General features: G+C 43.4%; 17 protein-coding genes and 4 pseudogenes. 2 read left to right on the top strand and 19 right to left on the bottom strand.

The features are described from left to right. Positions 1–9 precede the first annotated feature (9 nt). The 11 genes and pseudogenes from AC4CUZ_RS05215 to AC4CUZ_RS05165 all read right to left on the bottom strand — a co-directional run. A protein-coding gene (locus tag AC4CUZ_RS05215) for an IS4-like element ISAba1 family transposase (protein WP_088631513.1) occupies positions 10–1100 on the bottom strand; the annotation gives its coding sequence in 2 pieces (ribosomal slippage) (positions 10–560 and positions 560–1100; 1092 coding nt in all). A gap of 242 nt (positions 1101–1342) precedes the next feature. Continuing rightward, positions 1343–1903, bottom strand: coding sequence for a TPM domain-containing protein (locus AC4CUZ_RS05210; protein WP_005401342.1), 561 nt, complete (start codon positions 1901–1903; stop codon positions 1343–1345). Continuing rightward, positions 1897–2970 carry a TPM domain-containing protein gene (locus AC4CUZ_RS05205; RefSeq protein ID WP_005401343.1) on the bottom strand — a complete coding sequence of 358 codons (1074 nt, stop codon included), beginning with the start codon at positions 2968–2970 and terminating at the stop codon, positions 1897–1899. Before AC4CUZ_RS05205 ends, AC4CUZ_RS05210 begins: the two co-directional genes overlap by 7 nt. 46 nt (positions 2971–3016) lie before the next feature. Next, positions 3017–3607, bottom strand: a complete 591-nt coding sequence (locus AC4CUZ_RS05200; RefSeq protein ID WP_005401344.1) for a LemA family protein — start codon at positions 3605–3607, stop codon at positions 3017–3019. A 148-nt stretch (positions 3608–3755) separates the two neighbouring features. Continuing rightward, positions 3756–4634, bottom strand: a pseudogene (locus AC4CUZ_RS05195) (metal-dependent hydrolase). A gap of 222 nt (positions 4635–4856) precedes the next feature. Further along, complete coding sequence (locus AC4CUZ_RS05190) at positions 4857–6278, bottom strand: FAD-dependent oxidoreductase (RefSeq protein WP_005401346.1); 1422 nt, start codon at positions 6276–6278, stop codon at positions 4857–4859. A gap of 72 nt (positions 6279–6350) precedes the next feature. Beyond that, positions 6351–10826, bottom strand: coding sequence for a glutamate synthase large subunit (gene gltB / locus AC4CUZ_RS05185; protein WP_171054262.1), 4476 nt, complete (start codon positions 10824–10826; stop codon positions 6351–6353). 447 nt (positions 10827–11273) lie between these two features. Further along, positions 11274–12113, bottom strand: a complete 840-nt coding sequence (locus AC4CUZ_RS05180; protein ID WP_005401348.1) for a hypothetical protein — start codon at positions 12111–12113, stop codon at positions 11274–11276. 7 nt (positions 12114–12120) lie between these two features. After that, positions 12121–13206, bottom strand: coding sequence for a 3-dehydroquinate synthase (gene aroB, locus AC4CUZ_RS05175; protein WP_005401349.1), 1086 nt, complete (start codon positions 13204–13206; stop codon positions 12121–12123). Positions 13207–13236: 30 nt separating this feature from the next. Next, positions 13237–13770: a shikimate kinase AroK gene (gene aroK / locus AC4CUZ_RS05170; protein ID WP_005401350.1), complete on the bottom strand. Its 534-nt coding sequence runs from the start codon at positions 13768–13770 to the stop codon at positions 13237–13239. A gap of 37 nt (positions 13771–13807) precedes the next feature. Further along, positions 13808–15085, bottom strand: a pseudogene (locus AC4CUZ_RS05165) (type IV pilus secretin PilQ); the annotation flags it as partial. Positions 15086–15141: 56 nt separating this feature from the next. Here AC4CUZ_RS05165 and AC4CUZ_RS05160 point away from each other — a divergent pair. Next, positions 15142–16092, top strand: coding sequence for an IS481 family transposase (locus AC4CUZ_RS05160; RefSeq protein WP_004694879.1), 951 nt, complete (start codon positions 15142–15144; stop codon positions 16090–16092). Positions 16093–16102: 10 nt separating this feature from the next. Here the strand turns inward: AC4CUZ_RS05160 and AC4CUZ_RS05155 are convergent. From AC4CUZ_RS05155 to AC4CUZ_RS05135, 5 genes and pseudogenes are all read right to left on the bottom strand, one after another. After that, a pseudogene (locus tag AC4CUZ_RS05155) lies at positions 16103–16849 on the bottom strand (AMIN domain-containing protein); the annotation flags it as partial. Positions 16850–16913: 64 nt separating this feature from the next. Next, positions 16914–17441, bottom strand: coding sequence for a pilus assembly protein PilP (locus tag AC4CUZ_RS05150; protein WP_005401352.1), 528 nt, complete (start codon positions 17439–17441; stop codon positions 16914–16916). After that, a complete protein-coding gene (locus AC4CUZ_RS05145) occupies positions 17441–18178 on the bottom strand; it encodes a type IV pilus inner membrane component PilO (protein WP_005401353.1) in 738 nt (245 codons plus the stop codon). Before AC4CUZ_RS05145 ends, AC4CUZ_RS05150 begins: the two co-directional genes overlap by 1 nt. Further along, positions 18175–18831 (bottom strand): PilN domain-containing protein, encoded by a 657-nt coding sequence (locus AC4CUZ_RS05140; RefSeq protein ID WP_005401354.1) that lies wholly within the window; start codon positions 18829–18831, stop codon positions 18175–18177. The genes AC4CUZ_RS05145 and AC4CUZ_RS05140 overlap by 4 nt, the downstream gene beginning before the upstream one ends. Beyond that, positions 18831–19889, bottom strand: a pseudogene (locus AC4CUZ_RS05135) (pilus assembly protein PilM). Before AC4CUZ_RS05135 ends, AC4CUZ_RS05140 begins: the two are co-directional and overlap by 1 nt. Positions 19890–20055: 166 nt before the next feature. Between AC4CUZ_RS05135 and ponA the strand changes: the two are divergent. Continuing rightward, a complete protein-coding gene (gene ponA / locus AC4CUZ_RS05130; protein WP_005401356.1) occupies positions 20056–22584 on the top strand; it encodes a penicillin-binding protein PBP1a in 2529 nt (842 codons plus the stop codon). Positions 22585–22615: 31 nt separating this feature from the next. On the opposite strand, the gene AC4CUZ_RS05125 is transcribed toward ponA, so the two are convergent. From AC4CUZ_RS05125 to AC4CUZ_RS05115, 3 genes are all read right to left on the bottom strand, one after another. Next, positions 22616–23422 (bottom strand): putative RNA methyltransferase, encoded by an 807-nt coding sequence (locus tag AC4CUZ_RS05125; RefSeq protein ID WP_039890567.1) that lies wholly within the window; start codon positions 23420–23422, stop codon positions 22616–22618. Positions 23423–23491: 69 nt separating this feature from the next. Then, positions 23492–24610 (bottom strand): phospho-N-acetylmuramoyl-pentapeptide-transferase, encoded by a 1119-nt coding sequence (mraY, locus tag AC4CUZ_RS05120; RefSeq protein WP_004691502.1) that lies wholly within the window; start codon positions 24608–24610, stop codon positions 23492–23494. Continuing rightward, positions 24611–26020 (bottom strand): UDP-N-acetylmuramoyl-tripeptide--D-alanyl-D-alanine ligase, encoded by a 1410-nt coding sequence (locus AC4CUZ_RS05115; protein ID WP_005401358.1) that lies wholly within the window; start codon positions 26018–26020, stop codon positions 24611–24613. Positions 26021–26028: the final 8 nt, after the last annotated feature.

Genomic DNA, 26028 nt, shown 5'->3' with positions numbered 1-26028 from the left:
CGACAAATTTCACAGAACCCTTATCCTATCAGGGTTCTGCCTTCTTAAAATTGCCAAAATTTCCTTAAACTCTTCTTTTTTCCCAAAACCAATTAAACGCTGAATCGCCATTTGAACATAGTCTAAACCATAGCGAAATAAACTCATTGAGAGTCGTCCATGCTTCTTTATTTTTATCACTTTTTTTTGATCATGTTGCCATTCACCCGTTAAGTAACACCAACAGAAGCTTATAGCTAACACCGCAATCAATTTTTTCACTCGTCTAGGGTCTGTCAAGCGCGTATTTTCAAGATTAAACCCGCGTCCTTTGAGACAACTGAATAAGGTTTCAATTTCCCAGCGTAATGCATAATCCTGAATAGCATTGGCATTAAACTGAGGAGAAACGACGAGTAAAAGCTCTCCATTTTCTAACTGTAGTGCACTTATATATAGTTTCACCCGACCAACCAAAATCCGTCGTTTACGACATTCAATTTGACCAACTTTAAGATGGCGAAATAAATCACTAATTTTATGATTCTTTCCTAAATGATTGGTGACAATGAAGTTTTTTTAACACGAATGCAGAAGTTGATGTCTTGTTCAATTAACCATGTAAACCACTGCTCACCGATAAACTCTCTGTCTGCGAACACATTCACAATACGGTCTTTACCAAAAATGGCTATAAAGCGTTGAATCAAAGCAATACGCTCTTTCGTATCTGAATTTCCACGTTTATTAAGCAATGTCCAAAGGATAGGTATCGCTATTCCACGATAAACGATTGCGAGCATCAGGATATTAATATTTCGTTTTCCCCATTTCCAATTGGTTCTATCTAAAGTCAGTTGCACTTGGTCGAATGAAAACATATTGAAAATCAACTGAGAAATTTGACGATAATCAAAATACTGACCTGCAAAGAAGCGCTGCATACGTCGATAAAATGATTGTGGTAAGCACTTGATGGGCAAGGCTTTAGATGCAGAAGAAAGATTACATGTTTGCTTTAAAATAATCACAAGCATGATGAGCGCAAAGCACTTTAAATGTGACTTGTTCCATTTTAGATATTTGTTTAAGATAAGATATAACTCATTGAGATGTGTCATAGTATTCGTCGTTAGAAAACAATTATTATGACATTATTTCAATGAGTTATCTATTTTTGTCGTGTACAGAGTAATTTTTTATAAGCTTTTTAAGCTACTTTGTAATTAGCATGTATTATGCCAACTTTTATTATATTTATTTTTAAATAAAAAACAGCACTTTATTTCACTATTTAAAAATTTATTTTTGAGCATTGTGTTTTTATGTAAAAAACTGACAAATATTGTCAGTTTCCCTCTTTCTAGTTCAACATAATTGGCGAATTGCTCAATTCATCAGCTTTATCCTCTATTTTATTGGCATAGAAATGATCCAAAATAGTCCCAACTTCAGTAACGGCATCGACTAAAGCCTGCCGATACTGTTGCTGTGCCATTTTTGCAATAATACTTTGGCAGACCTCGTCCCACACCTGCTGTGTAGTAGCTAACTGTATTCCACGGTCAATGACAATCTCGACTTTACGCTCACACAAGTTTAAGTACAGTAAAATCCCGCTATTCAACTCGGTATCCCACACACCGAGCTCAGCAAACAGTTGTTTCGCACGTCCACGAGTATCTAAATAATAGGCTTCTCGAGCAGGCATGTGCCCTTCGATCACCACTTGGATTTCACCAATGTGCCCATGTTCAGCAGCAGATACCGCTTGCGCAATCGCATGTTGATCTTGCTGATTAAAAAAGCGTTTACTAGCTGGCATATGTAATAAATGCTTTAACCAACGCTTAAAACTCGGTTGTACAACTTCATCTAGCTTTGGTTTAGTAACGATGTCCGTCGTTTCAGTTGTTGTTACCATGACCCTGATGCTCCTCCACCGCCGAAGCCGCCGCCCCCGCCACTATATCCACCTCCACCAAAACCGCCGCCGCCACGACCTCCGCGCCCACCTCCACCGCCAGAAGAGAGAAAGAGCTGAAATATCGTTTGGGCTAAGGCCGTGATGAGTAAAAAGAAAATCCCACCACCAATTAGCAAACTGGTGACTAAACCAGCTCCATTGACCAAGCCTGCCACGATGCCTGCAACTGCAGCCGTCGAGGCACTTAAACGCTTCCCCACCACAAATGAGCCAATTGCGCCAGCAATTAAGATAAATAAAGCAGTACTAAAGGTTTTACTTTTGGCTTCCTGCTCTCGAATGGCTTGGTCTTGGCGTTCTTGTAATTCCTGCGCTGCTTGGGCTGCAACTTCAGGGTCAAGATTTAAAATACGTTCAATTTCAGTAAGCCCTGCATTGATCCCTTGAGCATACTGAGCTTGTTTAAAATACGGTGTGATTTGTTGATTAATAATGCGATTCGCAATAATGTCAGGAATGACGCCTTCCAAACCATAACCCGTAAGAATTTGCATACGTCGGTCATTAACGGCAATTGCAATCAGCAAACCGTTGTCCTGCTTTGCTGAACCGAGCTGCCATTGGTCTGCAATACGCATTGCAAAACCAAAAATATCCTCTTGACCTGTGGTCGGGACAATCACTACGCCTATTTGGGCTTTTCCTGTGTCATGCAAGGCACGAATTTTTTGGCCAATAGCTTCCTTATCTTCAGCACTTAAAATATGTGCTTGATCGATCACGGGTTCATTTAAGGTCGGTAACGCCCATATCAATTCACCTTCTGCCATATCATTGGCAATGGGTGGTTGTGGCACGGCATCAGTATTGGTAGAGCTTACCTTATTAGAACTCGCTGCTTGCTGACCTTGAATCATCTTTCCAGCAACGATTGTTTCCGCAGCACCATCTGTTGCTGTAGCAACTTCCGCCCATGTTAAAGAACTTAGACACAGCAGTCCTGATAAAATGAATGCAAGCATCCATTTATAGGAAAACCGTAAGAACTGCTGCCGTCCTATCATTCATTCACCCTATAGCTACGATTGCGTGAGATCACTGAGGTTTCAACTAGTTAAATGATACCGTTGGTGCTTTTTGCGCACTTTGCTCCGCACTAAAGTTCGGTTTGGTGTCCATCCCAATCACCTTCGCAGTCATGACTTGTGGGAACTGACGTGCATAGGAGTTAAAGTCTTGTACTGTACTAATGTAGCGATTACGCGCTACCGCAATACGGTTTTCGGTACCTTCGAGTTGAACCTGTAAATCACGGAATTGCTCATTGGCTTTTAAGTCTGGATAGTTTTCTGAGACCGCAATTAAACGCGACAATGCACCTGTCATTTGCGCCTGAGCTTCTTGATATTTTTGGAATAATGCAGGGTCTTCTAATACTTCTTTATCGACTTTTAAACCTGCCACATTGGCACGAGCCTGTGTGACCTCAGTTAGGACTTGCTCTTCATGCTTAGCATACCCCTTCACTACATTCACCAAGTTCGGCACCAAATCTGCACGGCGCTGATATTGGTTTTGTACTTCCGACCAAGCAGCTGTAACTGCCTCATCTTTGACCTGTAAGGTATTATAACCACAGCCCGATAGCGTTAACGTGCTCACAAGGGCAACAACGACAGCAGTTTTTTTCATAAAATTCATTCAGCTATCCTCTTTCTTTTGTATTTATTGCAATAACCTGATTGTAAACACATTTGATTATCCTTTTGTTACTTTTAGTTAAAGTAGCTAAAAATGAAAGAACCGAGCGATATTCACTCGGTTTTGATTATTTATTTTTATACTTAAACTAAATAGCCGCGTGCAATTCCTGCTGAAAACCTTCGAGTTGATAGTTGTCTGCCAAACGGGTTTTCCAGTATTTCAACAGTTGGGTGTAATCAATATCTGAGGGATGAAAGTTGCTTTTGTAATAAGACAGATATTCAGGCAGCAATTGCACAAACATCTTCGCCAGTAAATACAACCCAAAGAGATTCCCACCCAATTTCGGTATACTCTTTTTGTGGTCTTGTAAAAATAATCGACTGGCTGAGTAAAAAGTTAAACTGGCGAAACCTGTCGTTACACTGCGCATAATTAAACGGCGAATCTTGTCATCACCATACACATCTTGATAAACATCGAAGGCAACCGCACGATGCTCAATTTCTTCAATGGCATGCCACACCCAGAGTTTAACCGCATCATCATCCAAGGTGCTCAATACCTCAGGATGCCTTAAGATATAGCCGCCTAGCAGTGCCGTAAAATGCTCAAAAGCACAGGTGATTGCGAGCTGAATTTTAGGATGCAGGTTTTTCACATCATCATCTTTACGCGCCAACCATGCCTGAAAACGGTCGAGATTATAATCATCACGGCGCCATGCAGCATTAAATGCCGTGTGTGCTTGAGAATGCATCGCCTCTTGACCAATAAATGCCGCAATCTGCACTTGCAGATTTTCATCCTTCACTTGGTCACGTACATTACGCACGCTATGCACAAAGAACTGCTCACCTATGGGAAAAGTCGAAGACAATGCCGTCAGCAAATGTGACATGACCGGTGAATTGGCAAAATAATGCCTGCGAATGGCTTTGGGGTTGAATTGCAAACGTCAAATCGTAATACCCTGAGCTTTTGGACGATGTTGATATAGTTTTTCTGTCGTCACTTGAGTCATGTCTATTTCCTAACATTTAACCGAGCGATCTTCAGTATCTGAATTTAGAGACCGTTCACATATGGCAAAAGTGCTTAGTACGTTTGCAAATTCGTCCATTTTTATCGGACTCTCCACCAGATCTTTTTCGATTTATCCCGATCCACCTCTTTCATATCATCTCAAGCAAACAGTGATCATAAAAAACCCGCCGAAGCGGGTTTTTGTGTTGAACGATTTAGATTAAATGTCTAAATAATCCAAAATACCTTCAGCTGCTTGACGGCCTTCCCAAATCGCTGTGACAACAAGGTCTGAACCACGAACCATATCACCACCCGCAAAGATTTTCGGATTTGAGGTTTGGAATTTATAGGTTTGCTGTTCAGCCGCAACTACACGACCTGAACCATCAAGGTTAATATTCACATTTGTAAACCAATCCGCAGGGCTGGTACGGAAACCAAATGCCAATAAAACTGCATCTGCAGGTAAAATTTCTTCTGAACCCGGAATTGGTTCTGGGCTGCGACGACCACGGCTATCAGGCTCGCCAAGTTGAGTCGTAACCACTTTTACGCCTGTGACTTTACCATTTTCACCTACAATTTCAATTGGTTGGCGATTAAACAAGAAGTTCACTCCTTCTTCTTTGGCATTTTGCACTTCACGACGTGAACCTGGCATATTTTCTTCATCACGACGGTATGCACAGCTCACCACTTCTGCACCCTGACGAATCGAAGTACGGTTACAGTCCATTGCAGTGTCACCACCACCTAGGACAATCACCTTTTTACCTTCAACACTGATGTACTCGCTTGGGTCTTTTTCCCAACCTTGAGTACGGTTGACATTGGCAATCAAGAAATCCAAGGCATCATAGACACCATTTAGATCTTCACCTGCGAAGCCACCTTTCATGTAGGTATAAGTACCCATACCCATGAACACCGCATCGTATTCAGTAAGCAATTGATCGATGGTGACATCTGTACCAATTTCAGTATTTAAACGGAATTCCACGCCCATGCCCGTGAAGATTTCACGGCGACGCTTCATCACATCTTTTTCCATTTTAAATTCTGGAATACCAAAAGTCAGTAGACCACCAATTTCAGGGCGTTTGTCGAATACTACAGGTTTAACCCCACTACGCACCAAAATATCAGCACAGCCTAGACCAGCAGGGCCTGCACCAATGATCGCGACTTTTTTATCTGTCCACTTTACTGAAGACATATCTGGACGCCAGCCCAGTGCAAACGCAGTGTCATTGATATATTTTTCAGCGTTACCAATCGTCACTGCACCAAAACCATCGTTTAAGGTACAAGCCCCTTCACATAAACGGTCTTGCGGACAAACACGACCACACACTTCTGGTAGCGTGTTGGTTTGGTGACACAGTTCTGCTGCTTGGAAAATACGGCCTTCAGCAATCAACTTTAACCAGTTTGGAATATAGTTATGTACTGGACATTTCCATTCACAATATGGGTTACCACACCCTAAACAACGGTGGGTCTGATTTGCTGCCACTTCCGCTGTAAAAGGTTTATAAATTTCCACAAACTCTGCTTTGCGGACCTGAATCTCTTTTTTCTCTGGATCTTGGCGTGCTACATCCAGAAATTGAAAGTCATTGTTTAGGCGCTCTGCCATGTCTCTCTCCGTGGGTAGGTGCAGCCCGTTTATCTATCGTCTGCACCTGCCTATGTATCAGCAGTAGTGGAATTATTGTGGATCAGCTTGAGTGGTTTTCAACAAAGTCTGTAAGTTGGCAGCTTTCGGTTTCACCAACCAGAATTTACGACTGTAGAAATCAAACTCGTTACGGATCTTGTACGCCCAAGCACTACCAGTCTCAGCAATGTGTTCATCTAAGATACGGCTTAAGAACTCTTTATGTTCTTCCATCGATTCAGTCGAAATACGATTCAGCTCAATCAGTTCGTGGTTGTAATGATCAACGAAGTCATTATCAAGGTCAAGAACGTAAGCAAAACCACCTGTCATCCCTGCACCGAAGTTGTGCCCCACTTTACCAAGTACAGTCACGATACCACCTGTCATATATTCACAACAGTGATCGCCTGCACCTTCAATTACAGCGAAAGCACCCGAGTTACGTACTGCAAAACGCTCACCTGCTGTACCTGCTGCGAACAATTTACCACCCGTTGCACCATATAAACAGGTGTTACCAATGATTGCCGTTTCTTGGGTTTGGAAAGGTGAACCTTTTGGTGGGAAGATCGACACACGACCACCTGCCATGCCTTTACCCACGTAGTCGTTCGCATCACCTTCTAATCGAATGTGCAAACCACCCGCATTCCAAACACCGAGGGATTGACCCGCAGTACCCACCAAGTTCATCTTCACTGGGTGCGCTTCCATGCTGAGGTTGCCATAACGACGCGCAATCTCACCTGAAATACGTGCACCAATTGAACGGTCACAGTTACCAATGGTGAAGTGATATTCACCTGTGGTCCCAGCTTCAATTGCTGGTAGCATTTCAGCAACCATTTTCTCAGCAAGCAAGCCTTTATCAAACGGTGCGTTACCTTCAACTTCACAGTACTGCGCCTTACCTTGCGCAGAAGGATGTGACTCCAGTAATGCGCTCAAATCAAGGTGCGCATGTTTCTCCGTTTCACCTGGAAGCATTTCAAGCAAATCTGTACGACCAATCAAGTCTTTGAGGCTTGAAACACCCAACGCTGCCAGCCACTCACGTGTTTCTTCAGCAATGAAGGTGAAGAAGTTGATGAGCATTTGTGGCTCGCCAATATAATGTTCTTGGCGTAAATGATCTTGTTGAGTCGCAACACCCGTTGCACAGTTATTCAGGTGACAAATACGCAGGTATTTACAACCTAAAGCAATCATTGGTGTAGAACCAAAGCCAAAGCTTTCTGCACCTAAAATGGCTGCTTTCACCACATCTAGACCTGTTTTCAAACCGCCGTCGGTTTGAACACGAACTTTACCACGTAAGTCATTGACACGAAGTGCTTGATGCGCTTCAGAAAGACCCAACTCCCAAGGCGAACCTGCATGGTGAATTGAAGACAATGGAGAGGCTGCTGTACCACCGTCATAACCTGAAATAGTAATGAAGTCAGCATAGGCTTTTGCCACACCTGCTGCAATGGTACCTACACCCGGCTCAGACACCAGTTTTACTGAAACCATCGCTTGAGGATTGACTTGTTTTAAGTCAAAGATCAATTGTGATAAATCTTCAATCGAGTAAATGTCATGGTGCGGTGGTGGAGAAATGAGGGTCACTCCCGGCACAGAATAACGTAAACGTGCAATTAATCCATTCACTTTACCACCTGGTAATTGACCACCTTCACCCGGTTTAGCCCCTTGCGCCACTTTAATCTGCAAGACTTCAGCAGAGGTTAAATACGCAGGTGTTACACCAAAACGACCTGATGCAATCTGTTTGATTTTCGAGTTACGAATGGTGCCATAACGCGCTGGATCTTCACCGCCCTCACCCGAGTTTGAACGACCACCAATGGTGTTCATCGCAATCGCAATCGCCTCATGCGCTTCAGGAGACAATGCTCCTAAAGACATGCCTGCAGAGTCAAAGCGCGGTAAAATCGCTTCTACAGACTCCACTTGATCTAGAGCAATCGAGTTATCTGTTTTTAACTTTAATAAGTCGCGAATTGTTGCCACTGGACGGTTATTCACCAGCTCAGCATATTCTTTAAAGTCTGCATATTGACCAGAACGCACTGATTTATGCAAAGCATTGATTACGTCTGGGTTGAACGCATGGTATTCCTTATCAAAGACAAATTTCAGCAAACCACCTTGATCGATTGGTTTACGTGTTTTCCATGCGGTATCGGCCAATTTCTTTTGGTCATTTTCAAGGTCAATAAAGGTTGCACCTTTGATACGGCTCGGTACACCCGTGAAGCATTTTGAAACCACTTCTTCAGACAGACCCACCGCTTCAAACAACTGACCACCACGGTAAGAGGCAACCGTAGAAATCCCCATTTTTGAAAGGACTTTTAACAAGCCTTTTTCAATGCCTTTACGGAAATTCACTTGTGCTTGAATTGGGTCACCTAATAGCTCGCCTTTTGCAACCAAGTCATTGATCACATCATAAGCAAGGTAAGGATAAATTGCTGTCGCACCAAAACCGAGAATAACCGCAAATTGGTGCGGGTCACGTGCCAGTGCTGTTTCAACAATAATGTTGGCATCGGTACGTAAACCGACATTAATTAGATAATGGTGCACAGCACCAGTTGCCATCAATGCATTGGCAGGCAAGAAACCTTGACGAATTTTCTTATCAGACAACACCAATAAGGTTTTGCCGTCACGAATCGCTTGCGCTGCTTCTTCACAGATACGCGCAATTGCAGCTTCTAGACCTTCATCTTCCGCATAATTTAAATCGATATCTGCAATCTCATAACCCTTACGACCCAGCGTACGGATTTGATGCATTTTCGAATTTGACAACACTGGGCTTGAAATGATCAAACGATCCGCATGCTCAGGGCTTTGTTCAAAAACGTTTTGCTCACGACCTAAACACGTTTCCAATGACATCACAATCGATTCACGTAATGGGTCGATTGGTGGGTTGGTGACCTGAGCAAACTGTTGACGGAAGTAATCCGACACATGACGTACTTGGCGAGACAAAACTGCCATTGGCGTATCATCACCCATTGAACCCACTGCTTCCTGACCACTTTCAGCGATTGGACGAAGCAATTGATCACGTTCTTCAAAGGTCACCATAAACATTTTTTGTGATGCTTTAAGGTCGTCGCCTTTTAAGCCTTGATCACATAAATATTCTTCAAGCTCTGGACTACCTTGTACACGAACTGAGTTTTCACGTAACCATTCACGGTAAGGACGCATTTTTTTCAAATGCGTGCTGACATCTTTAGTGTCGAGCATTTTACCTGTGAAGGTATCAATCACTAGGATTTGACCTGGACCGACACGACCTTTAGAAATTACATCTTCAGGCTCGTAGCCCCATACACCAATTTCAGACGCCAGTGTGATGTAACCATTTTTGGTAATCACCCAACGTGCTGGACGTAAACCGTTACGGTCCAACATACAAATCGCATGACGACCATCTTGAATCACGAGACCAGCAGGACCATCCCACGCTTCCATATGCTTCGAGTTAAACTCATAGAATGCACGTAAATCAGCATCTAAAGTTTCCACGTTCTGCCATGCTGGAGGAACCAACATACGCAGTGCACGGAACAAGTCCATACCGCCGCCCACAAGAATTTCAAGCATGTTATCTAAGCTTGAAGAATCCGAGCCAGTACGGTTCACGATTGGATTGAGCTCAGTTAAACCAGGCAATAATGGGTTTTCAAACTTTGGCGTACGCGCCATCGCCCAGTTACGGTTCGCAGTAATGGTATTAATTTCACCATTGTGTGCAAGATAACGGAATGGCTGAGCCAAAGGCCAACGCGGCAATGTATTGGTCGAGAAACGTTGGTGGAACACCACAATATGTGACTCAAGACGTGGGTCTGCCAAGTCTGTGTAGAAGTCAGCAATCGCTTCAGGCATCATCAAGCCTTTATAGCTAATCACTGTTGAACATAATGTGGTTACATAAAATGAAGGGTCATTAGTAAGCTGCTGTTCTGCACGGCGGCGTGCCAAGAAGAGTTTACGGTTAAACTCAACTTCAGACACACCCATTGGGCAGTTCACAATAATTTGCTCAAATGCAGGAAGTGACTGCATCGCAATCGAACCTAAAGCATCGTTATTGGTCGGAATCACACGCCACGCCAATACTCGACAGCCTTCAGATTCAATTTCTTTAGTTAGAATTTGTTTTGCATGTGCTGCAATTGCTGGATCGAGGCTTAAAAACACCGTGCCGACAGCAAAAACTTCACTGAGTGTAATATCACTGAGTTTTTTCGCTTCTTCACGGAAAAACTGTTTTGGCATTGCTAAGAGTAAACCGCAACCATCCCCTGTCTTACCATCTGCAGCAATACCACCGCGGTGGGTCATACAGCTCAGACTGTGCATAGCAGTCTTGACAAGATCATGGCTTGCATCACCCTGCATATGGGCGATTAAACCAAAACCACAGTTATCTTTAAACTCATCCGGTTGGTATAAACCTTGAGCGGGAGCTACAGTATTAGGCGATGGCATGTGCATAGCGTACCCTTCTTTCTACAGGCCCTGTCGGGCGTCTAACAATCTAATTACTTCTTGCCGATTCGTTCAATTGACTCATATTCAGATTCTGATTGAAGTACAGCATTTTTTCTTCACACCCAAGATAGACTGATTTTCGTCTTTATGCATGTCTTAATTGAAAAAATGTATGCAGCAGTCACGCACTTTTATAAGGCACTTGGCCGCTACTATTTCGCTCATAAATCGAATCTTTTTTGCGCCAAAACAGTGACATCAACTCAATTCATGCACCATTAAAGCAAGTTTTATGCCAATTATTTATTTTGTGTGTTAAGCGCTTTAGTTTTATTAGGTTTGTGTTTTTTACGTAAAAAACTAGTTCGAGGATAATCCATTTATTGCACCATATCTGTGCACATATGGAATTTACATTTTTTGATGCGCCATAATGATCCAATTTTAATTAAATGGGTCGGTCACTTCAGGTTCATTTGTTTTATTTTGTGGCGCATTCTCTACGGTCGTTTGTGACTTTTGCACATCAACCACATTTCCATCCGCATCACGACGAGTAACCGTTGTCGATGTGGTCGATTGTTTATTTTGTTCAACTGCTGCACGTGCCGCTTGTTGACGCGCAGCAAGCGTAGCTTCATCAATCACAGGCACAGCGGCTGGTTTCAACTGCACGGCATAGAGCTTATTGCTAAGTCCAAGTTCATCAGAACCGAGATCATTGACATATTCAGCATAGCTTTCAATTTTTTCAACTTTGGGTTGCACCGACTTCGGCAACGTCAGTTTTAAATCCGCCAATGCCTTTTGCGCCTCATTGGCATTTTTATACACACCATAGATCAGCACATATTGCTCAATTTGGTTTTCACCCGTCAGTCTTAAGTAACTAAACGCTTGACGATCAGATTGTCTTTGCAAAAAGCGCTTAATAATCGCCTCTTCTGAAACTCTAAACAACTCAACTGCACTGTTCTTTTTATTTTCCTGAATAAATTTGGTCCCACGGAATTCAGCTTCATGCTGCGCGATTGCTACAACACGTGTCGTCATATCCAAAGGTTTTACTTCATCGAGGAATGAACCTAAATGTGCGGTTGTTGCGACTTTTTCTGGCTGAATTTGTAACTCAACTTCAGATTCAGCTTTTTTTTCAACTTCAACCACAGTCTCTTGATCTGTAATGGCCCAAAAGACTAAGGCGCCAAACAAGCATACCCCTCCGAATGCAAGCCAAATATAATTTTGCTTTGTCTGCCACTGGGTTCGAAGGGTTGTTGCCATAATAAAGTTATGCCTGCTCTTGGTTGGCTAAAATCGCCTGTTTCATCAATTCTACATCAAATGTTTTGGTAATGATGGCCTGTCCTACCGCTTGCATCAAAACCAAACGCAGTTGCCCGTTCAAGACTTTTTTATCATGAGCCATATACGCCAAAAAGTCATCGAGGGGAATCTGCGGACATACTATCGGTAAATTCGCGCGTTGAATGATATTTTTTGTACGCGCCAAATCTTCTGCACTGATCCATCCCATACGCTGCGATAAATCTGCTGCCATCACCATACCTGTTGCCACAGCTTCACCATGGAGCCATTCACCATAGCCTAGATAAGATTCAATCGCATGTCCAAAGGTATGCCCAAGATTCAATAAGGCACGCTCACCTTGCTCTTTTTCATCATTGGCAACAATACGCGCTTTATGGGCACAAGAACGATACACAGCTTCAGCCAGTGCAGCTTCATCACCCTGCACCAAATCATCTATATGTTGTTCCAACCAAGTGAGAAAGTCTGTATCCCCCAAGAGTGCGTACTTAATCACTTCTGCCAAACCTGCGGATAACTCACGTGCTGGCAGCGTTTTAAGTTGAGACATATCCGCCAAGACCACTTGCGGTTGTTGAAATGCCCCGATCATGTTTTTACCCAGCGGATGATTAATCCCTGTTTTACCACCAACACTCGAATCAACCTGTGAAAGAAGTGTCGTTGGCACCTGAATAAAATAGACCCCACGCTGGAAGCATGCTGAAGCAAAGCCCGCCATATCTCCAATCACACCACCACCTAAAGCTAAAACTGTACAATCACGGTTGAAGCCTGACGCTAGCAATGCATCAAAAATCAGGTTGAGGTGCTCAATATTCTTATATTTTTCTCCATCAGGCAAAATACAGGTTGCAACTGTTTTTCCCAACGCTTCAATTGCTGCCACGTAACGCGCTAAATACAAAGGCGCGACCGTTTCATTACTCACAATCATCACTTGGCGACCATGAATATACGGCTCAAGTAAAGCGTTTGGATCTAAATCACTACCAATAAAGATCGGGTAACGGCGTTCGCCAAGTTCAACATATAAGGTTTGCATGGATCAAATCACTTCAAAACTGAATCAAAACTACTTTAAAAGAATCAAGTTTAAGATACGCTGCGCAAGATCACGTGCAGCCCCTTGATTGGTCTCAATAATATAATGGGCAACTTCACGATATAAAGGATCTCGAACGCTGAGCAAGTCAGTTAACTTTTGTTCAGGATTCTCCACTTGAAGCAGTGGACGATTTTTATCACGATAGGTTCGCTGTAGTTGAATCTCTACAGGAGTATAAAGATAAACAACAATACCACGTTGTTTGAGAAATGCGCGATTTGGAGCCTGAGTCACCGCCCCACCACCTGTGGCCAAGACCAAGTTGGGTCGAGAGGTTAACTCATCGATTACAACCGTTTCACGACTACGAAATCCAAGCTCGCCCTCTTTTTCAAAGATCCATGGAATCGTTGCCCCTGTTTTACGCTCAATCTCATGATCGCTATCAAGAAACTCTCGTCCTAACAGTTCAGCTAAATGTCGTCCTACCGTTGTTTTTCCAGCCCCCATAGGCCCTACCAAATAAATATTTGGTAGGGTTTCAAACTCTTTGCTTGGCAAGGAGTCACCTTTTAGATTTGTTCAAATTAAAAATATATTAATGATTTCTTGAAACACTGTCATTAACAATTCGTGGTGTCACAAAAATCAATAACTCAGTTTGCGCACTAGATCTGGTGTTATTTTTAAATAAAGCACCCACTACAGGCAAATCCCCAAAAAATGGAACTTTCTCATATTGATTTTGCTTAATGTCATCAAAAATACCGCCAAGTACGACTGTTTCACCATCATCAACCAAAACATTAGTTTCAAGTTCATTTGTATTAATTAAATACCCTGCTGATGTTAGTGTACCAACTGTATCTTTTTCAATTTTTAGCGCCATTTGAACTTTACCATCAGGGGTGATACTTGGAGTCACCTCTAACTTTAAGTTAGCCGCACGGAATTCGGTTTTTAAGCCTTCCGTCGCACTCCATGTTTGATAAGGAATCTCTGTACCACGCAAGATATAGGCTTTCTGTTTATCACCAGTCAGTACTTTAGGTGCTGATAACACTTCACCATGACCATCCGCTTGAAGTGCGCTTAACTCAAGGTTTAACATATAATCTGAGATCTTCAGTAAACCAAAGTTAAACGTACCAGCCGTGTTTGTTGCTAAATCCACCCCCAAATCAAAACTTGGCTGGAAATCTCCGCCCCATACTGGGCTATTGCCCAGCTTCTTCGCGCTCCACTTAATCCCCAATTCGCGAGAAAAATCTGTTGACGCCGTTACAATACGGGCTTCGACCATCACCTGTTTAACTGCGACATCCAGCAAGTCAATCATGCGACGAATCTTGTCAATATTTTGCTGCCTATCATTAATAATTAAAGTATTGGTACGCGAATCAGAAACCGCACTACCACGAGCACTCAATAAACTTTCCAAAGCTAAGGAGTCTGAACCCGCTGTTCGGTTCGACTCACCTCCTTTACTATCACGAGAGTCCTCCAATAACTTCAGTACATCCGCCGATTTAGCATAACTCAATTGAATATAATCGGTTTGAATAGGTGAAAGCTTAATACTTTGCGCGATGGCTTTCGCCTCTTCTTCCTCAGATTTAATCAGCTCAGCTACAGGTGCAATCCAAATCACATTACCATTGCGTCGCTTATCCAAATTCTTGGTTTTCATTATGATATCAAGTGCCTGATCCCAAGGTACATCTTTAAGGCGCAAGGTAATATTACCTTGTACCGTATCCGAGGCCACCATGTTAATGCCTGTAAAATCAGCTAAGAGCTGTAATACACGGCGTACTTCAATATCTTGGAAATCTAAAGAAATCTTTTTGCCCGTATAAGCACTTGGTGCTTTAGGTGTTTAGTCCCAGATTTTAATGGTGCAATATTCTCAGATAAATGGAAGGAAGCACTATGGGACAAGTTCTACACAGCAGCGCCACAACGACACAGGCAGTGCGTCGAGCAATACAAAATAGTCAAGAGAGCTTAAGAACGCTAGCCAAGCGTTACGGCATCAATCAAAAGACCGTCGCAAAATGGAAGAAACGTACTTCAGTAGATGATCTTACAACCGGCCCAAAGAATTCTCGCTCAAGCGTGTTATCGCCTGAAGATGAGGCGGCAATTGTTGCTTTTCGAAAACGCACTTTGTTGCCGCTAGACGATTGCCTTTATGCATTGCAGCCGAGTATTCCTTATCTGACACGCTCGTCGTTACACCGCTGCTTACAGCGGCATGGTATTTCACGACTGCCTGAGGTACAAGGTGATCGCCCTGTCAGGAAGCGCTTCAAGAGCTACCCCATTGGTTACTTTCATATCGACATCGCTGAGATGCAAACAGCACAGGGTAAGCTTTATCTCTTCGTTGCCATTGATCGCACTTCCAAGTTTGCGTTCACTGAATTGCATACTAAAGCCAGTAAGATGGCAGCCGCGGAGTTCATGCGCAATCTGGTTAAGGCTGTGCCCTATAGAATCCATACGGTGCTAACAGATAACGGCATCCAGTTCACGAACCGCACCTGTGATCGCTACGCCTCTGAGCACATCTTTGATCGGGTTTGTACTGAATGTGGCATTGAACATCGTCTTACCAAGGTTAAGCATCCATGGACCAATGGACAGGTCGAGAGGATGAACCGAACGATTAAAGAAGCTACTGTCAAACGGTTCCATTACGACGATCACACTCAGCTATGCATTCACCTTGCTGATTTTATTGCTGCATACAACTTCGGCCGCAGACTCAAAACACTCAGGGGCCTGACTCCCTACGAATTCATCTGCAAACAGTGGACAGATGAACCTGAACTTTTTAAAATTGATCCGATCCATCAAATGCCGGGACTAAACACCTAGGCTTCATTGGATTTTTATCTTCAGGACGCTTTAAACTAATGGTGAGCTTATCTTCTGCCTGATAAGCCATATATTCAAAACTGCCATTCGATTGGATCGTGATCAGGCCGTTACTGCCATCATTTTGTGCATCAGTGGTCGATACAGGCGTTGCGAAATCATTCACATTGAGACGGCGCGATAAGTGGGCAGGAATTTTATTCCCCAAAACGCGCACCACAATTTTACTGCCTTGTTGTTTCACATCGACAGGGGTATTGCTACCTTTTAAATCAATGACAACTTGGCCTTCGCCGTCTGAACCACGTTGGAATCCAATATTTGAAATACCTTGCTCTGAACGCGCTGCAGCAACAGGTGTTGCTAGCGCTGGGTTCGCTGAGTTAATTTTCAGAATAAAAGTATTACCTTCAACACGTGTAGTAAATGCACCAGCATCAGCCAAATTTACAGTTAAACGTGAACGCTGCGCAGCTGAAGTTACATCTACTGTACTTGCTTCAGCCGTTGCCACCGCAATACTGCCTTGTTTTAAGCTCTGCTGCGCTTTATCAAAATCCAAAACCAAACGTGATGGCTGTTCCAACTGATAGGCTTGCGGCTGTGGTGGCAAACCGTTGAACATGACACGAATTTCTGTTCCCTGTCCCGGAATTTGCATCGGCACAATATTCGTAATACTGACTTGCGCACTTGCAGCCTGCATCACCGCCATTGCAATTGCACCCATTGAAAACTGACGGAACATATGGTTCATCGTATTGCCATCCCCAAATATAAAATCTTTAGCACTATTTTTCATTTTTATTCCTTTTCCTTTTTTAAGGCGCCGGCCCAATTAATACTAGGCTTCTCGGGCGCTCGACATAGCCCTCACGCCCATCCAGAATAATTTCAATCAAATCAATTTGTGTAGCGGTGATATTAATCACACGACCATGATTCATCCCCAAATAACTACCACGCTGCACGCGTTCAATTTCACCATCCGGTGTTTGAATCAACGCCAAAATTTGTCCATTTTGTCCGCGCATGCTTCCTTTCATGTTAAGCGATTCAATCGCATAACTTTCCAAGGGTTGTAATTGGCGCGATAGGTTTAGATAGACACGCTTTCCAGCCATAATCTTCAGTTCAGCCGCTAAAGAGCTTGGCATAAACGGGCTCTTTAATTGGTGCGCAGCATAGTTAAAGGTCGGTACAGGTGGGAAATCTGGCGCTGGCTCAATCGGCAATGGTGGCTGATTGCGAATTTCAGCCATTTGCATATTGACCGCATCAATACGTGAATCACAACCGACAAGGAATAGTCCTACGCAGAGACTAAGTAAGAGGTTTTGATGTTTCATTACTTGGCACCTCCCGCATCGGCTTTCTTATCATTTTTTGTATCTTTTACATCAACATCCGTTGTAGCCGTTGCCCCGACATAACGGTAGGTTTTCGCTTTTACACTATATGAAATTTGCGGAATATCCGTCTTTTTATCATTGTTACTTGATGCTGAGATATCGAAGTCATGCAAGGTAACAATACGCGGTAAAGCTGCAATTCCACTGACAAATGAACCAAAAGAATGATAATCACCCGTCGCTTCAATGGAAATCGGCTGTTCGATAAAGAACTCTTGGCGAATTTCTGGTTCTAAACGAATATTTTTAAACTTTAATCCAGAATTTACGCCGCTCACGTTGATATCTTCAACCAAGCCAGGAATTTCAGTTTCTTTCGGCAGCTGTTCTAACTGCTGATTAAAATTGGCTTCCATTTCTTGCAATTGCACTTGATATTGCTGCAAATTACGTAATTTTGAATCTTTTTCACGAAACTCATTCAGTAAATTTTGTTCTTGTGCATGTGCATTTGAAATCGCATCAAGCTTCGGCTTAATCACGACAAAATAACCCAATGCCCCAATCACTAAAATGATAAAGATCCAACAAGTCAATTTGACTGAAAAGGGCCAACTACCGTAATTGTTTGGATCTAAGGTATTAAACTGTTGAAAAAATTTATCAACCGTCATTTTTTTCTTGGCTACAGCATGGTTTTCTGATGTTAATTCTTCAAATTCATCGCGACTCATTGTGCTGCCCCCGCTGTTGAATTATTAACTGTGCTTGCGGCTTCAGGTGTAGTCGCATCAGGCGCTACTGGCTGTGCAATCTCATCTAAATCTGCCGTGACCACAAAGGTGCCATAGGTTTCTTCAACACGTGGCACGATAGAACTTGGTGCTTTATCTTTTTTCTCTTCAGCAACCAAGAATGAATTCATAAAGGCATTGCGATACCACGCAGATGCTTCGAGATTACGTAAGAATTCCGCAACTGTATTCGGGCTTTCCGCTTTACCTTCAATGGTAAATTTATCACCTGTACGCACAAACTTAGTAATGTACATATTACTCGGTGTAACACGTACCATTTCATCGACCAAACGCACAGCCACAGGACGTTGACCTTGCAAGCCTTGGATCAACTTCATCCGTTCAACAATCGCATTTCGCTGTTCTTGCAAACCTTCCAATGACTTTAATTGGACATCTAAGTTTTGATTGGTACTCACCACCAACTGATTGGCTTGTTCTTGATCTTCAAGTTTTTGACTGTAAAAAAACCACGCCAAAGCAACAGCTAAAACCCCAACTAATGCAGCCCCAACACAATAGGCAATAAATTCTTTTTTTCGTTTCTCTCTTAACGCATCACGCCAAGGGAGTAGGTTTATTTTTGCCATTAATCAAAACTCCTCAATGCCAATCCACATGCCACCATGAGTGATGAAGCATCATTTTCAATTTTTTTAATGTCGATTTGTGGAGAAAAGCCCATCTGTAAAAATGGGTTGGCAATGGTGACCCGATAACCTAATTTTTGTTGTAATAACTTCGCCAGTCCTGGAATATTAGCATTCCCCCCTGCCAATAAAATATGGTCGATCTCATTAAATTGAGAGGACGCAAAGAAGAACTGCATAGAGCGTGCAGCTTGCTCCACTAAAGCTTCAAGAAATGGCTCAAGGACTTCAATATCATAATCATCAGGCAAAGTACGGCTTTTTTTGGCACGCCCTGCTTCCGCAAAAGATAAACCATAACGGTTTTGAATTTCCTGGGTCAGTTGTTTCCCCCCCGAACACCTGCTCACGCGTATAAATGACTTTATTATTTCTCATAACGGACAAGGTGGTCATGGTATGACCAATGTCTAAAATCCCAACGGTATTTACGCCCATTGGAAGCGTATCTGAAAAGACTTTGAATGCATTTTCAATGGCGAAACTTTCAACATCGGCAATCTTAGGCGTTAAACCGCCCAACTCCAATGCTTCGGCACGTGCCTCTACATTTTCAATGCGGGTTGCAACGAGGAGTACATTGACACGATTTGGATTGGTAAACGGTCTGGAAGGACTTCAAAGTCCAAACTCGCCTCATCTAATGGGAATGGAATATATTGCTCAGCATCATCACGAATCTGAATTTCACGTTCGTCATCGTTCATATCGGCATCCATTTCAATGATTTTAGTAATCACCATGGAAGTCGGAACTGCCAGCGCTACGTCTGTCGATTGAACATTGGCCAAATTTACCGCACGCTCAAGGGCATCACCAACTGCTTCTGGATTCAATATATTTTTTTCGACCACACTTCCTTCTGGTAATGGGACTAGTGCATAGCTCTCCACCCAATACCGATTGTTTTTAACAGAAAGTTCCAATACCTTAACAGAAGTCGAACTAATATCTACTCCTATTAACCCCTTACTTGGCTTACGATATAACCTGAGCACAGTATCATTCCTATTATTTTTTTATCCCCCAAAAAAAGTAACCCACTAATTAGTCCGCGTCTATAATTTTATACGGATACAATAACTCATCTAACATTCCGTATGTGTACAGGATATACTGACCGCTAATTAGTTTGCCATTAGCTCTTATTAAAACTTACTTGTTATGAAAAAGCTATCTTGTTCGGGCCGTGTTCATCCATTTTTTTTGATCATTATTATAATGTTGGTCTCAATTCCAATGGGTTTTTATGGCATGTATCTCTATATTGCCCCATCTTTGCCGCAAATGACAACTCTAAAAAAGGCGCCATTACTAAAACCTTTACAAGTTTATAGTGCGGATAACCAACTCATTTCGGAATACGGTGGCAAGCTATCTGTACCCGTAGATTACGATCAGATCCCACGAAGTTTTATTCATGCCTTCTTAGCGGCGGAAGATTCTTCTTTTTTTGAGCATAGTGGTATCAGTTTTAAAGGTTTAGGACGTGCAGTCAGTGAAAGTATTACTGGCTCAAATGTCCAAACGGGTGGCTCGACCATCACCATGCAAGTGGCAAAAAACTATTATCTCAGTCCCGAGCGTACATTAAAACGTAAATTGACTGAGGTTTTTCTAGCCCGAAAAATTGAACAAAATTTGACGAAAGAGGAAATCTTAACCCTCTATGTCAATAAGATTTTCTTAGGTAAAAATGCCTACGGTATCGCAGCGGCAGCTAAAATCTACTACAACAAAAGCTTAGATGAACTCAGCATTGCGCAAATGGCAATGATTGCAGGTCTGCCTAAAGCGCCGTCTAAATACAATCCAGTGGTCAACCCCGAACGTGCTTTAGAACGTCGTAACTGGATTTTGGGTCGTATGCTCCAGCTAGGCTACATTAACCAAAGCCAATATGAAAAAGGCATTGCAGAACCAATTAACCTCGATATGCCTGACCGCGGGGTAAGCAACCGATTTCCCTACATCGGTGAAATGGTCCGTAGCGAACTGATTGAAAAGTTCGGCGAGCACGCGATTGACTCTGGTTATAAGGTTTACACCACCATCAACAGCGAACGCCAAGCCTATGCCGAACAAGCGGTACAAGATGGTTTAGAAGCCTATGACCGTCGTCATGGTTGGCGTGGTGCGGAAGCCCATGACAAACCCTTAAGTAGCTTTAGTGCTTTTGCCAATACCTTCCCTGCCGAAGTCACCCGTGTGAATCAAAATAGTTTTGATGCCTTAATGCAAGATGGCTCAACAGTAACCGTGCCATGGTCTGGCATGTCTTGGACACGTCCTTATCGCAACGCGAATGCCGTAGGCGGTACACCATCAAGAGCATCTCAAATTGTTAAAGTGAAAGACATCGTACGTCTGCGCCCCAATGACAACAAAACCTCATGGGCTTTGGTGCAACTGCCTAAAGTTCAGGGCCAACTGATTGCACTTAACCCAAACAATGGCGCTGTAGAAGCACTGGTTGGTGGTTATAATTTTTATCAATCTAAATTTAACCGAACCACCCAAGGCTGGCGCCAACCAGGTTCAATTATTAAACCCTTTGTCTATGCACTCGCTTTAGAGCGCGGTATGACACCGTATAGCATGGTCAATGACAGCCCAATCACGATTGGGAAATGGTCACCACGCAATGCCGATGGCCGCTATTTAGGCATGATTCCCCTGCGTCGTGCACTCTATTTATCGCGTAACACCGTGTCAGTTCGACTCCTGCAAACCGTGGGCATTGAACGTACACGCCAATTGTTCATGGACTTCGGCTTAACTGATGAACAGATTCCACGCAACTACACGATTGCACTCGGAACACCTCAGGTTTTACCAATTCAAATGGCTACTGGATACTCAGCCTTTGCCAATGGCGGTTATCGTATTCAACCGCACTTCATTAATCGTATTGAAGATGCCTATGGCAAGATCATTTATCAGAACAACCCTGAATATGCATGTATCAGTTGTATCTCTCAACAAGAATCAAAGCCTCAGTCTGCTGACACCATCACGCCTGATGATGAAGTAATTGAAGTCACCAACCAAGAGCTGAACCCTGCTGAAAAATCGGCAAATCCTGTTGAGATCAACAGTGACTATCGTCAAGCGCAACGTATTTTAAAATCTAGCTCTGCTTATGATATGGCGAATATTTTAAAAGACGTGATTCAACATGGTACAGGCCGTGCTGCGCTGCGTATTGGACGAGATGACTTGGGCGGTAAAACAGGAACCACCAATGATGCAAAAGATGCTTGGTTTGCCGGCTTTAATGGCAAATTGGTCACTGTAGCGTGGGTTGGTTTCGACCAACCAACAACTTTAGGACGCCGCGAATACGGCGGTGTGGCTGCGCTTCCAATTTGGACGGACTTCATGGGCAAAGCCTTACAAGGCACGCCTTCGGCGTGGGTTCAACTCGATGCCAAAGCCAAAGCACCGATTCAACGCCATCAGAAAGAAACACCTCAGAGTAACTTAGGCCCAACCCCACCTTTGGCGCAGCCGTTGTATCGCCCTGCACCGGTGGTAGTTCCACGTGCTCCTGAGCATGACTTTGATGATTTGCCGGGTGAAGAGGAAACGCTGGTTCCAAAGAACAGCACCCCACCCACCATGCAAGCACCCAAAGAACAACCAAAACCTAAATCGGATGCGCTCGATCATTTGATTGATCAAGTCCAATAATAAAAGCCCGCATCTGCGGGCTTTTTTATACTTATGCTTTTTTCTGAAACAGTAAAATTTGATACTGTGCCTGTAGTTCAAAAGCTGTTTGAGCCTCTAAAGCTTCACGGCGCTCTTGTTTCGCCTTATAGGCATAAGGTGTCATGGCAATCAGGTTTTTTAAGTCCTGCTGATTAAGCTTAAGATCAGCATCAACAACATCATCACTCACCAAATCAAACGCATCACTCAACTGCTCTACAAATTTGCTCGGTTCATGCGGCTTCACCTCTTCGAACAAAGCCTCACGCATGGCATATAAATGCTGAGGCGCAGGCGTCACCACCAACAAATATCCTTGCGGTTTGAGTACCCTTAAAATCTCTTGTATTGGAATCGGGCTAAACAAACTACTACATAAATCAATCGATTGATCCAACACGGGTAAAGTTGCTCCTGTACCCACTACCCACGTGATATTTTTATTGATTTTCGCAGCCACTTGCACTGCATTTTTTGCAATATCTACACCGACACATTGCAGTACCTCCGACTGCATTGCATCGGTGTAATAGCCTTCACCACAACCAATATCGAGTAAATTTTCAATACGTAACTCACGTACCTTATTGATCACTGCTTGCTGTAAAGGCGCGTAATGACCTGCACTTAAGAAGGCACGGCGGGCTTGTACCGACTCACGCGTATCCCCCGGATTTTTGCTGTGCTTGTGTTGAACGACATGCAAATTGACGTAGCCTTGTTTCGCCACATCATAACTATGTGAATTCGCACAGCGCCATGTTCTTTCGTTTAAAGTTAAAGCCTCACGACACACAGGACACATGAGCAGATTCATTATTTTCTCCAAGACCTTACCTCAGGCATAAAAAAAGCCGGCAAATACCGACTCTTTTCATACTTTTGCTTAACGCAATTTTAAGGTCATTAGACCTAAAACTACCAGCATAATTGTGATAATCCAAAAACGAATCACCACTTGGGTTTCACGCCAGCCTTTTTTCTCATAATGGTGGTGTAATGGTGCCATCAGGAATACCCGTTTATTGCGCATTCTGAGGGAACCAATTTGCAAGAAGACTGAAATCGCTTCGACCAAAAACACACCAGCCATAATGGCAAAGACAATTTCCTGACGAACCATGACCGCAATTGTACCGAGCATTGCACCCAATGATAATGCGCCCACATCGCCCATAAAAACCTGTGCAGGGTGTGCATTAAACCAGAGGAAGGCTAGACCCGCGCCAATCATGGCTGCACAAATCACCACCAACTCAGAAGCAAAGCGCACATAAGGAATATGTAAATAATTGGCAAAACGGACATCACCAGCCAAATATGCAAATACACCTAAACCCGCTGCAACAAGCACTACAGGCATAATCGCTAAACCGTCCAAACCATCGGTCAGGTTCACGGCATTTGATGCACCATTAATTACCAAATAGGTGAAAATGATAAAACCAATACCCAACGGAATCACCGACAAAGGAATACTTAAATCTTTAAAAAATGGAATCAGCAGATCCAGCATATTTGCGGTATGCACAGGATTGCTCTGTTGTTGCGCAATTACATATAGCGCAATACCTGCGCCCAATGATGCAAGCGACGTCCAAAAGAACTTTTTACGGGCAGGTAAGCCTGCATTGTCTTTATAGCGAATCTTGATCCAGTCATCGGCCCAACCCACTGCACCAAAAATCACCATCACTGCCAAGACAATCCATACATAAGGGTTGGATAAATCTGCCCACAACAGTGTGGAGATACCAATTGAGAGTAAGATCAACACACCACCCATGGTTGGTGTGCCCATTTTTTTGGCATGATTTTCAGGAGCATATGAACTCACGGCTTGACCATATTTGAGTGCTTGCAACTTGCGAATCATCACAGGACCGAGCACTAGACCAATGGTCAGTGCGGTTAAAACACTGAGCAAAGAACGCAATGTTAAATAACGAACCACCTGAAACGAACTATGGTAGCCCGCCAGTTGTTCAAACAACCATAACAACATTTAGAGTTTCTCCATCAAATCAGCCATCAACGTTTCCATATGGGTATAACGAGAACCTTTAAACAGGAAACTCATAGACTGGGGTTGATGTGTTTCAATTAAACTGAGTAAGAACGGCAAAGCCTGCTCTTGAGTTAAAAAAGCCTGCATTTTTTTGCCATATTGGGTGCTGCGTGCACCTTCTTGTGCCGCAGGTGCAAATTCACCGACAGCCACCACGAAGTTCAGCCCTTTCACTGAGACCAAATCGCGCCCCAGCATATAGTGCTGCTGTGCAGCAGAGCTACCTAGCTCACCGATATCACCCATCACCATCACTCGAACCCCCTCTTGCTGTGCAAGCACTTCAGCAGCGGCACGCATAGAGGTTGGGTTGGCATTGTAGGTATCATCAATCAACAAATGACGGCCTTGTTGAATAAAGTTCAAACGCCCTTTTGCACCGACCGCTTGCTCAAGGCCAAGCACAATATCATCCAAGCTAATACCAATCGCTAAAGCAAAAGCTGCCGCAGCAGTTGCATTTTGAACATTATGCTCCCCAGCAAATGGTAAATTCACCTGACGCACGCCTTGCGGGGTATTTAGCTTAAACGTTGCAGATTGTGCCTGTAACTCAATCTCAGTGGCAAAGATTTCACCACCCGCACCAAAGCTGAGCACCTGTTCAGTTTGCACTGCTTGGCGAATGCTATCGGCAAAATCATCGGCTGCAGGAACAATTGATGTGCCATTTGGAGCAATATGCGCATAAATCTCAGACTTAGCACGGCAGATGCCATCGCGTCCACCAAACTCACCCAAGTGTGCTGTACCAATATTGATAATGCCTGCAACCAAGGGCTGGACCAAATTCGAAGTATAGTCAATTTCACCTTGATGGCTTGCACCCAACTCCATCACTGCATATTGATGCTCTGGATGTAATTCCAATAACATGACTGGCACACCCAAGTCATTATTCAGATTGCCACGGGTCACCAACGTTGGTGCTATACGTGACAAAATACTGCCTAACATTTCTTTGGTGGTGGTTTTACCACTACTACCCGTCAGCGCAATCACTTTTAGCTGTGGGTTTTGTGCACGGCGATAAGCCCCCAGTTGTCCCAATGCCAAACGTGTATCGGGCACCACCAACTGACAAACCTCTGCATCTATAGGCTGACTCACAATGGCCACTTGGCAACCTTGTTCAGCAACTTGCGTAATAAAAGCATGTGCATCAAAACGTTCGCCTTTGAGTGCTAAGAAAGCATCTCCTGCTTCTGCATCACGTGAATCCGTCAAAATGCGTTTAATTTCAGTATTTGGCGCTTGATCATTTAGCCAATAACCTTGGGTAGCTTCGAGCAACTGTGCGGCGGTCCATGACACTAAAGGCACTGTGCTTGTTGTTGAGGTATGCATACGACTTC

Source organism: Acinetobacter sp. 789_lipA (assembly GCF_058242845.1).
The sequence above is the reverse complement of the archived record's forward strand: the minus strand, read 5'-3'. Positions and strand labels throughout refer to the sequence as shown.

Excerpts from the sequence above, each read along its gene's own strand:
- AC4CUZ_RS05210 (WP_005401342.1), bottom strand. The coding sequence starts at position 1,903 with ATGGTAACAACAACTGAAACGACGGACATCGTTACTAAACCAAAGCTA.
- AC4CUZ_RS05205 (WP_005401343.1), bottom strand. The coding sequence starts at position 2,970 with ATGATAGGACGGCAGCAGTTCTTACGGTTTTCCTATAAATGGATGCTT.
- AC4CUZ_RS05200 (WP_005401344.1), bottom strand. The coding sequence starts at position 3,607 with ATGAATTTTATGAAAAAAACTGCTGTCGTTGTTGCCCTTGTGAGCACG.
- AC4CUZ_RS05190 (WP_005401346.1), bottom strand. The coding sequence starts at position 6,278 with ATGGCAGAGCGCCTAAACAATGACTTTCAATTTCTGGATGTAGCACGC.
- gltB (WP_171054262.1), bottom strand. The coding sequence starts at position 10,826 with ATGCCATCGCCTAATACTGTAGCTCCCGCTCAAGGTTTATACCAACCG.
- AC4CUZ_RS05180 (WP_005401348.1), bottom strand. The coding sequence starts at position 12,113 with ATGGCAACAACCCTTCGAACCCAGTGGCAGACAAAGCAAAATTATATT.
- aroB (WP_005401349.1), bottom strand. The coding sequence starts at position 13,206 with ATGCAAACCTTATATGTTGAACTTGGCGAACGCCGTTACCCGATCTTT.
- AC4CUZ_RS05160 (WP_004694879.1), top strand. The coding sequence starts at position 15,142 with ATGGGACAAGTTCTACACAGCAGCGCCACAACGACACAGGCAGTGCGT.
- AC4CUZ_RS05150 (WP_005401352.1), bottom strand. The coding sequence starts at position 17,441 with ATGAAACATCAAAACCTCTTACTTAGTCTCTGCGTAGGACTATTCCTT.
- AC4CUZ_RS05145 (WP_005401353.1), bottom strand. The coding sequence starts at position 18,178 with ATGAGTCGCGATGAATTTGAAGAATTAACATCAGAAAACCATGCTGTA.
- AC4CUZ_RS05140 (WP_005401354.1), bottom strand. The coding sequence starts at position 18,831 with ATGGCAAAAATAAACCTACTCCCTTGGCGTGATGCGTTAAGAGAGAAA.
- ponA (WP_005401356.1), top strand. The coding sequence starts at position 20,056 with ATGAAAAAGCTATCTTGTTCGGGCCGTGTTCATCCATTTTTTTTGATC.
- AC4CUZ_RS05125 (WP_039890567.1), bottom strand. The coding sequence starts at position 23,422 with ATGAATCTGCTCATGTGTCCTGTGTGTCGTGAGGCTTTAACTTTAAAC.
- mraY (WP_004691502.1), bottom strand. The coding sequence starts at position 24,610 with ATGTTGTTATGGTTGTTTGAACAACTGGCGGGCTACCATAGTTCGTTT.
- AC4CUZ_RS05115 (WP_005401358.1), bottom strand. The coding sequence starts at position 26,020 with ATGCATACCTCAACAACAAGCACAGTGCCTTTAGTGTCATGGACCGCC.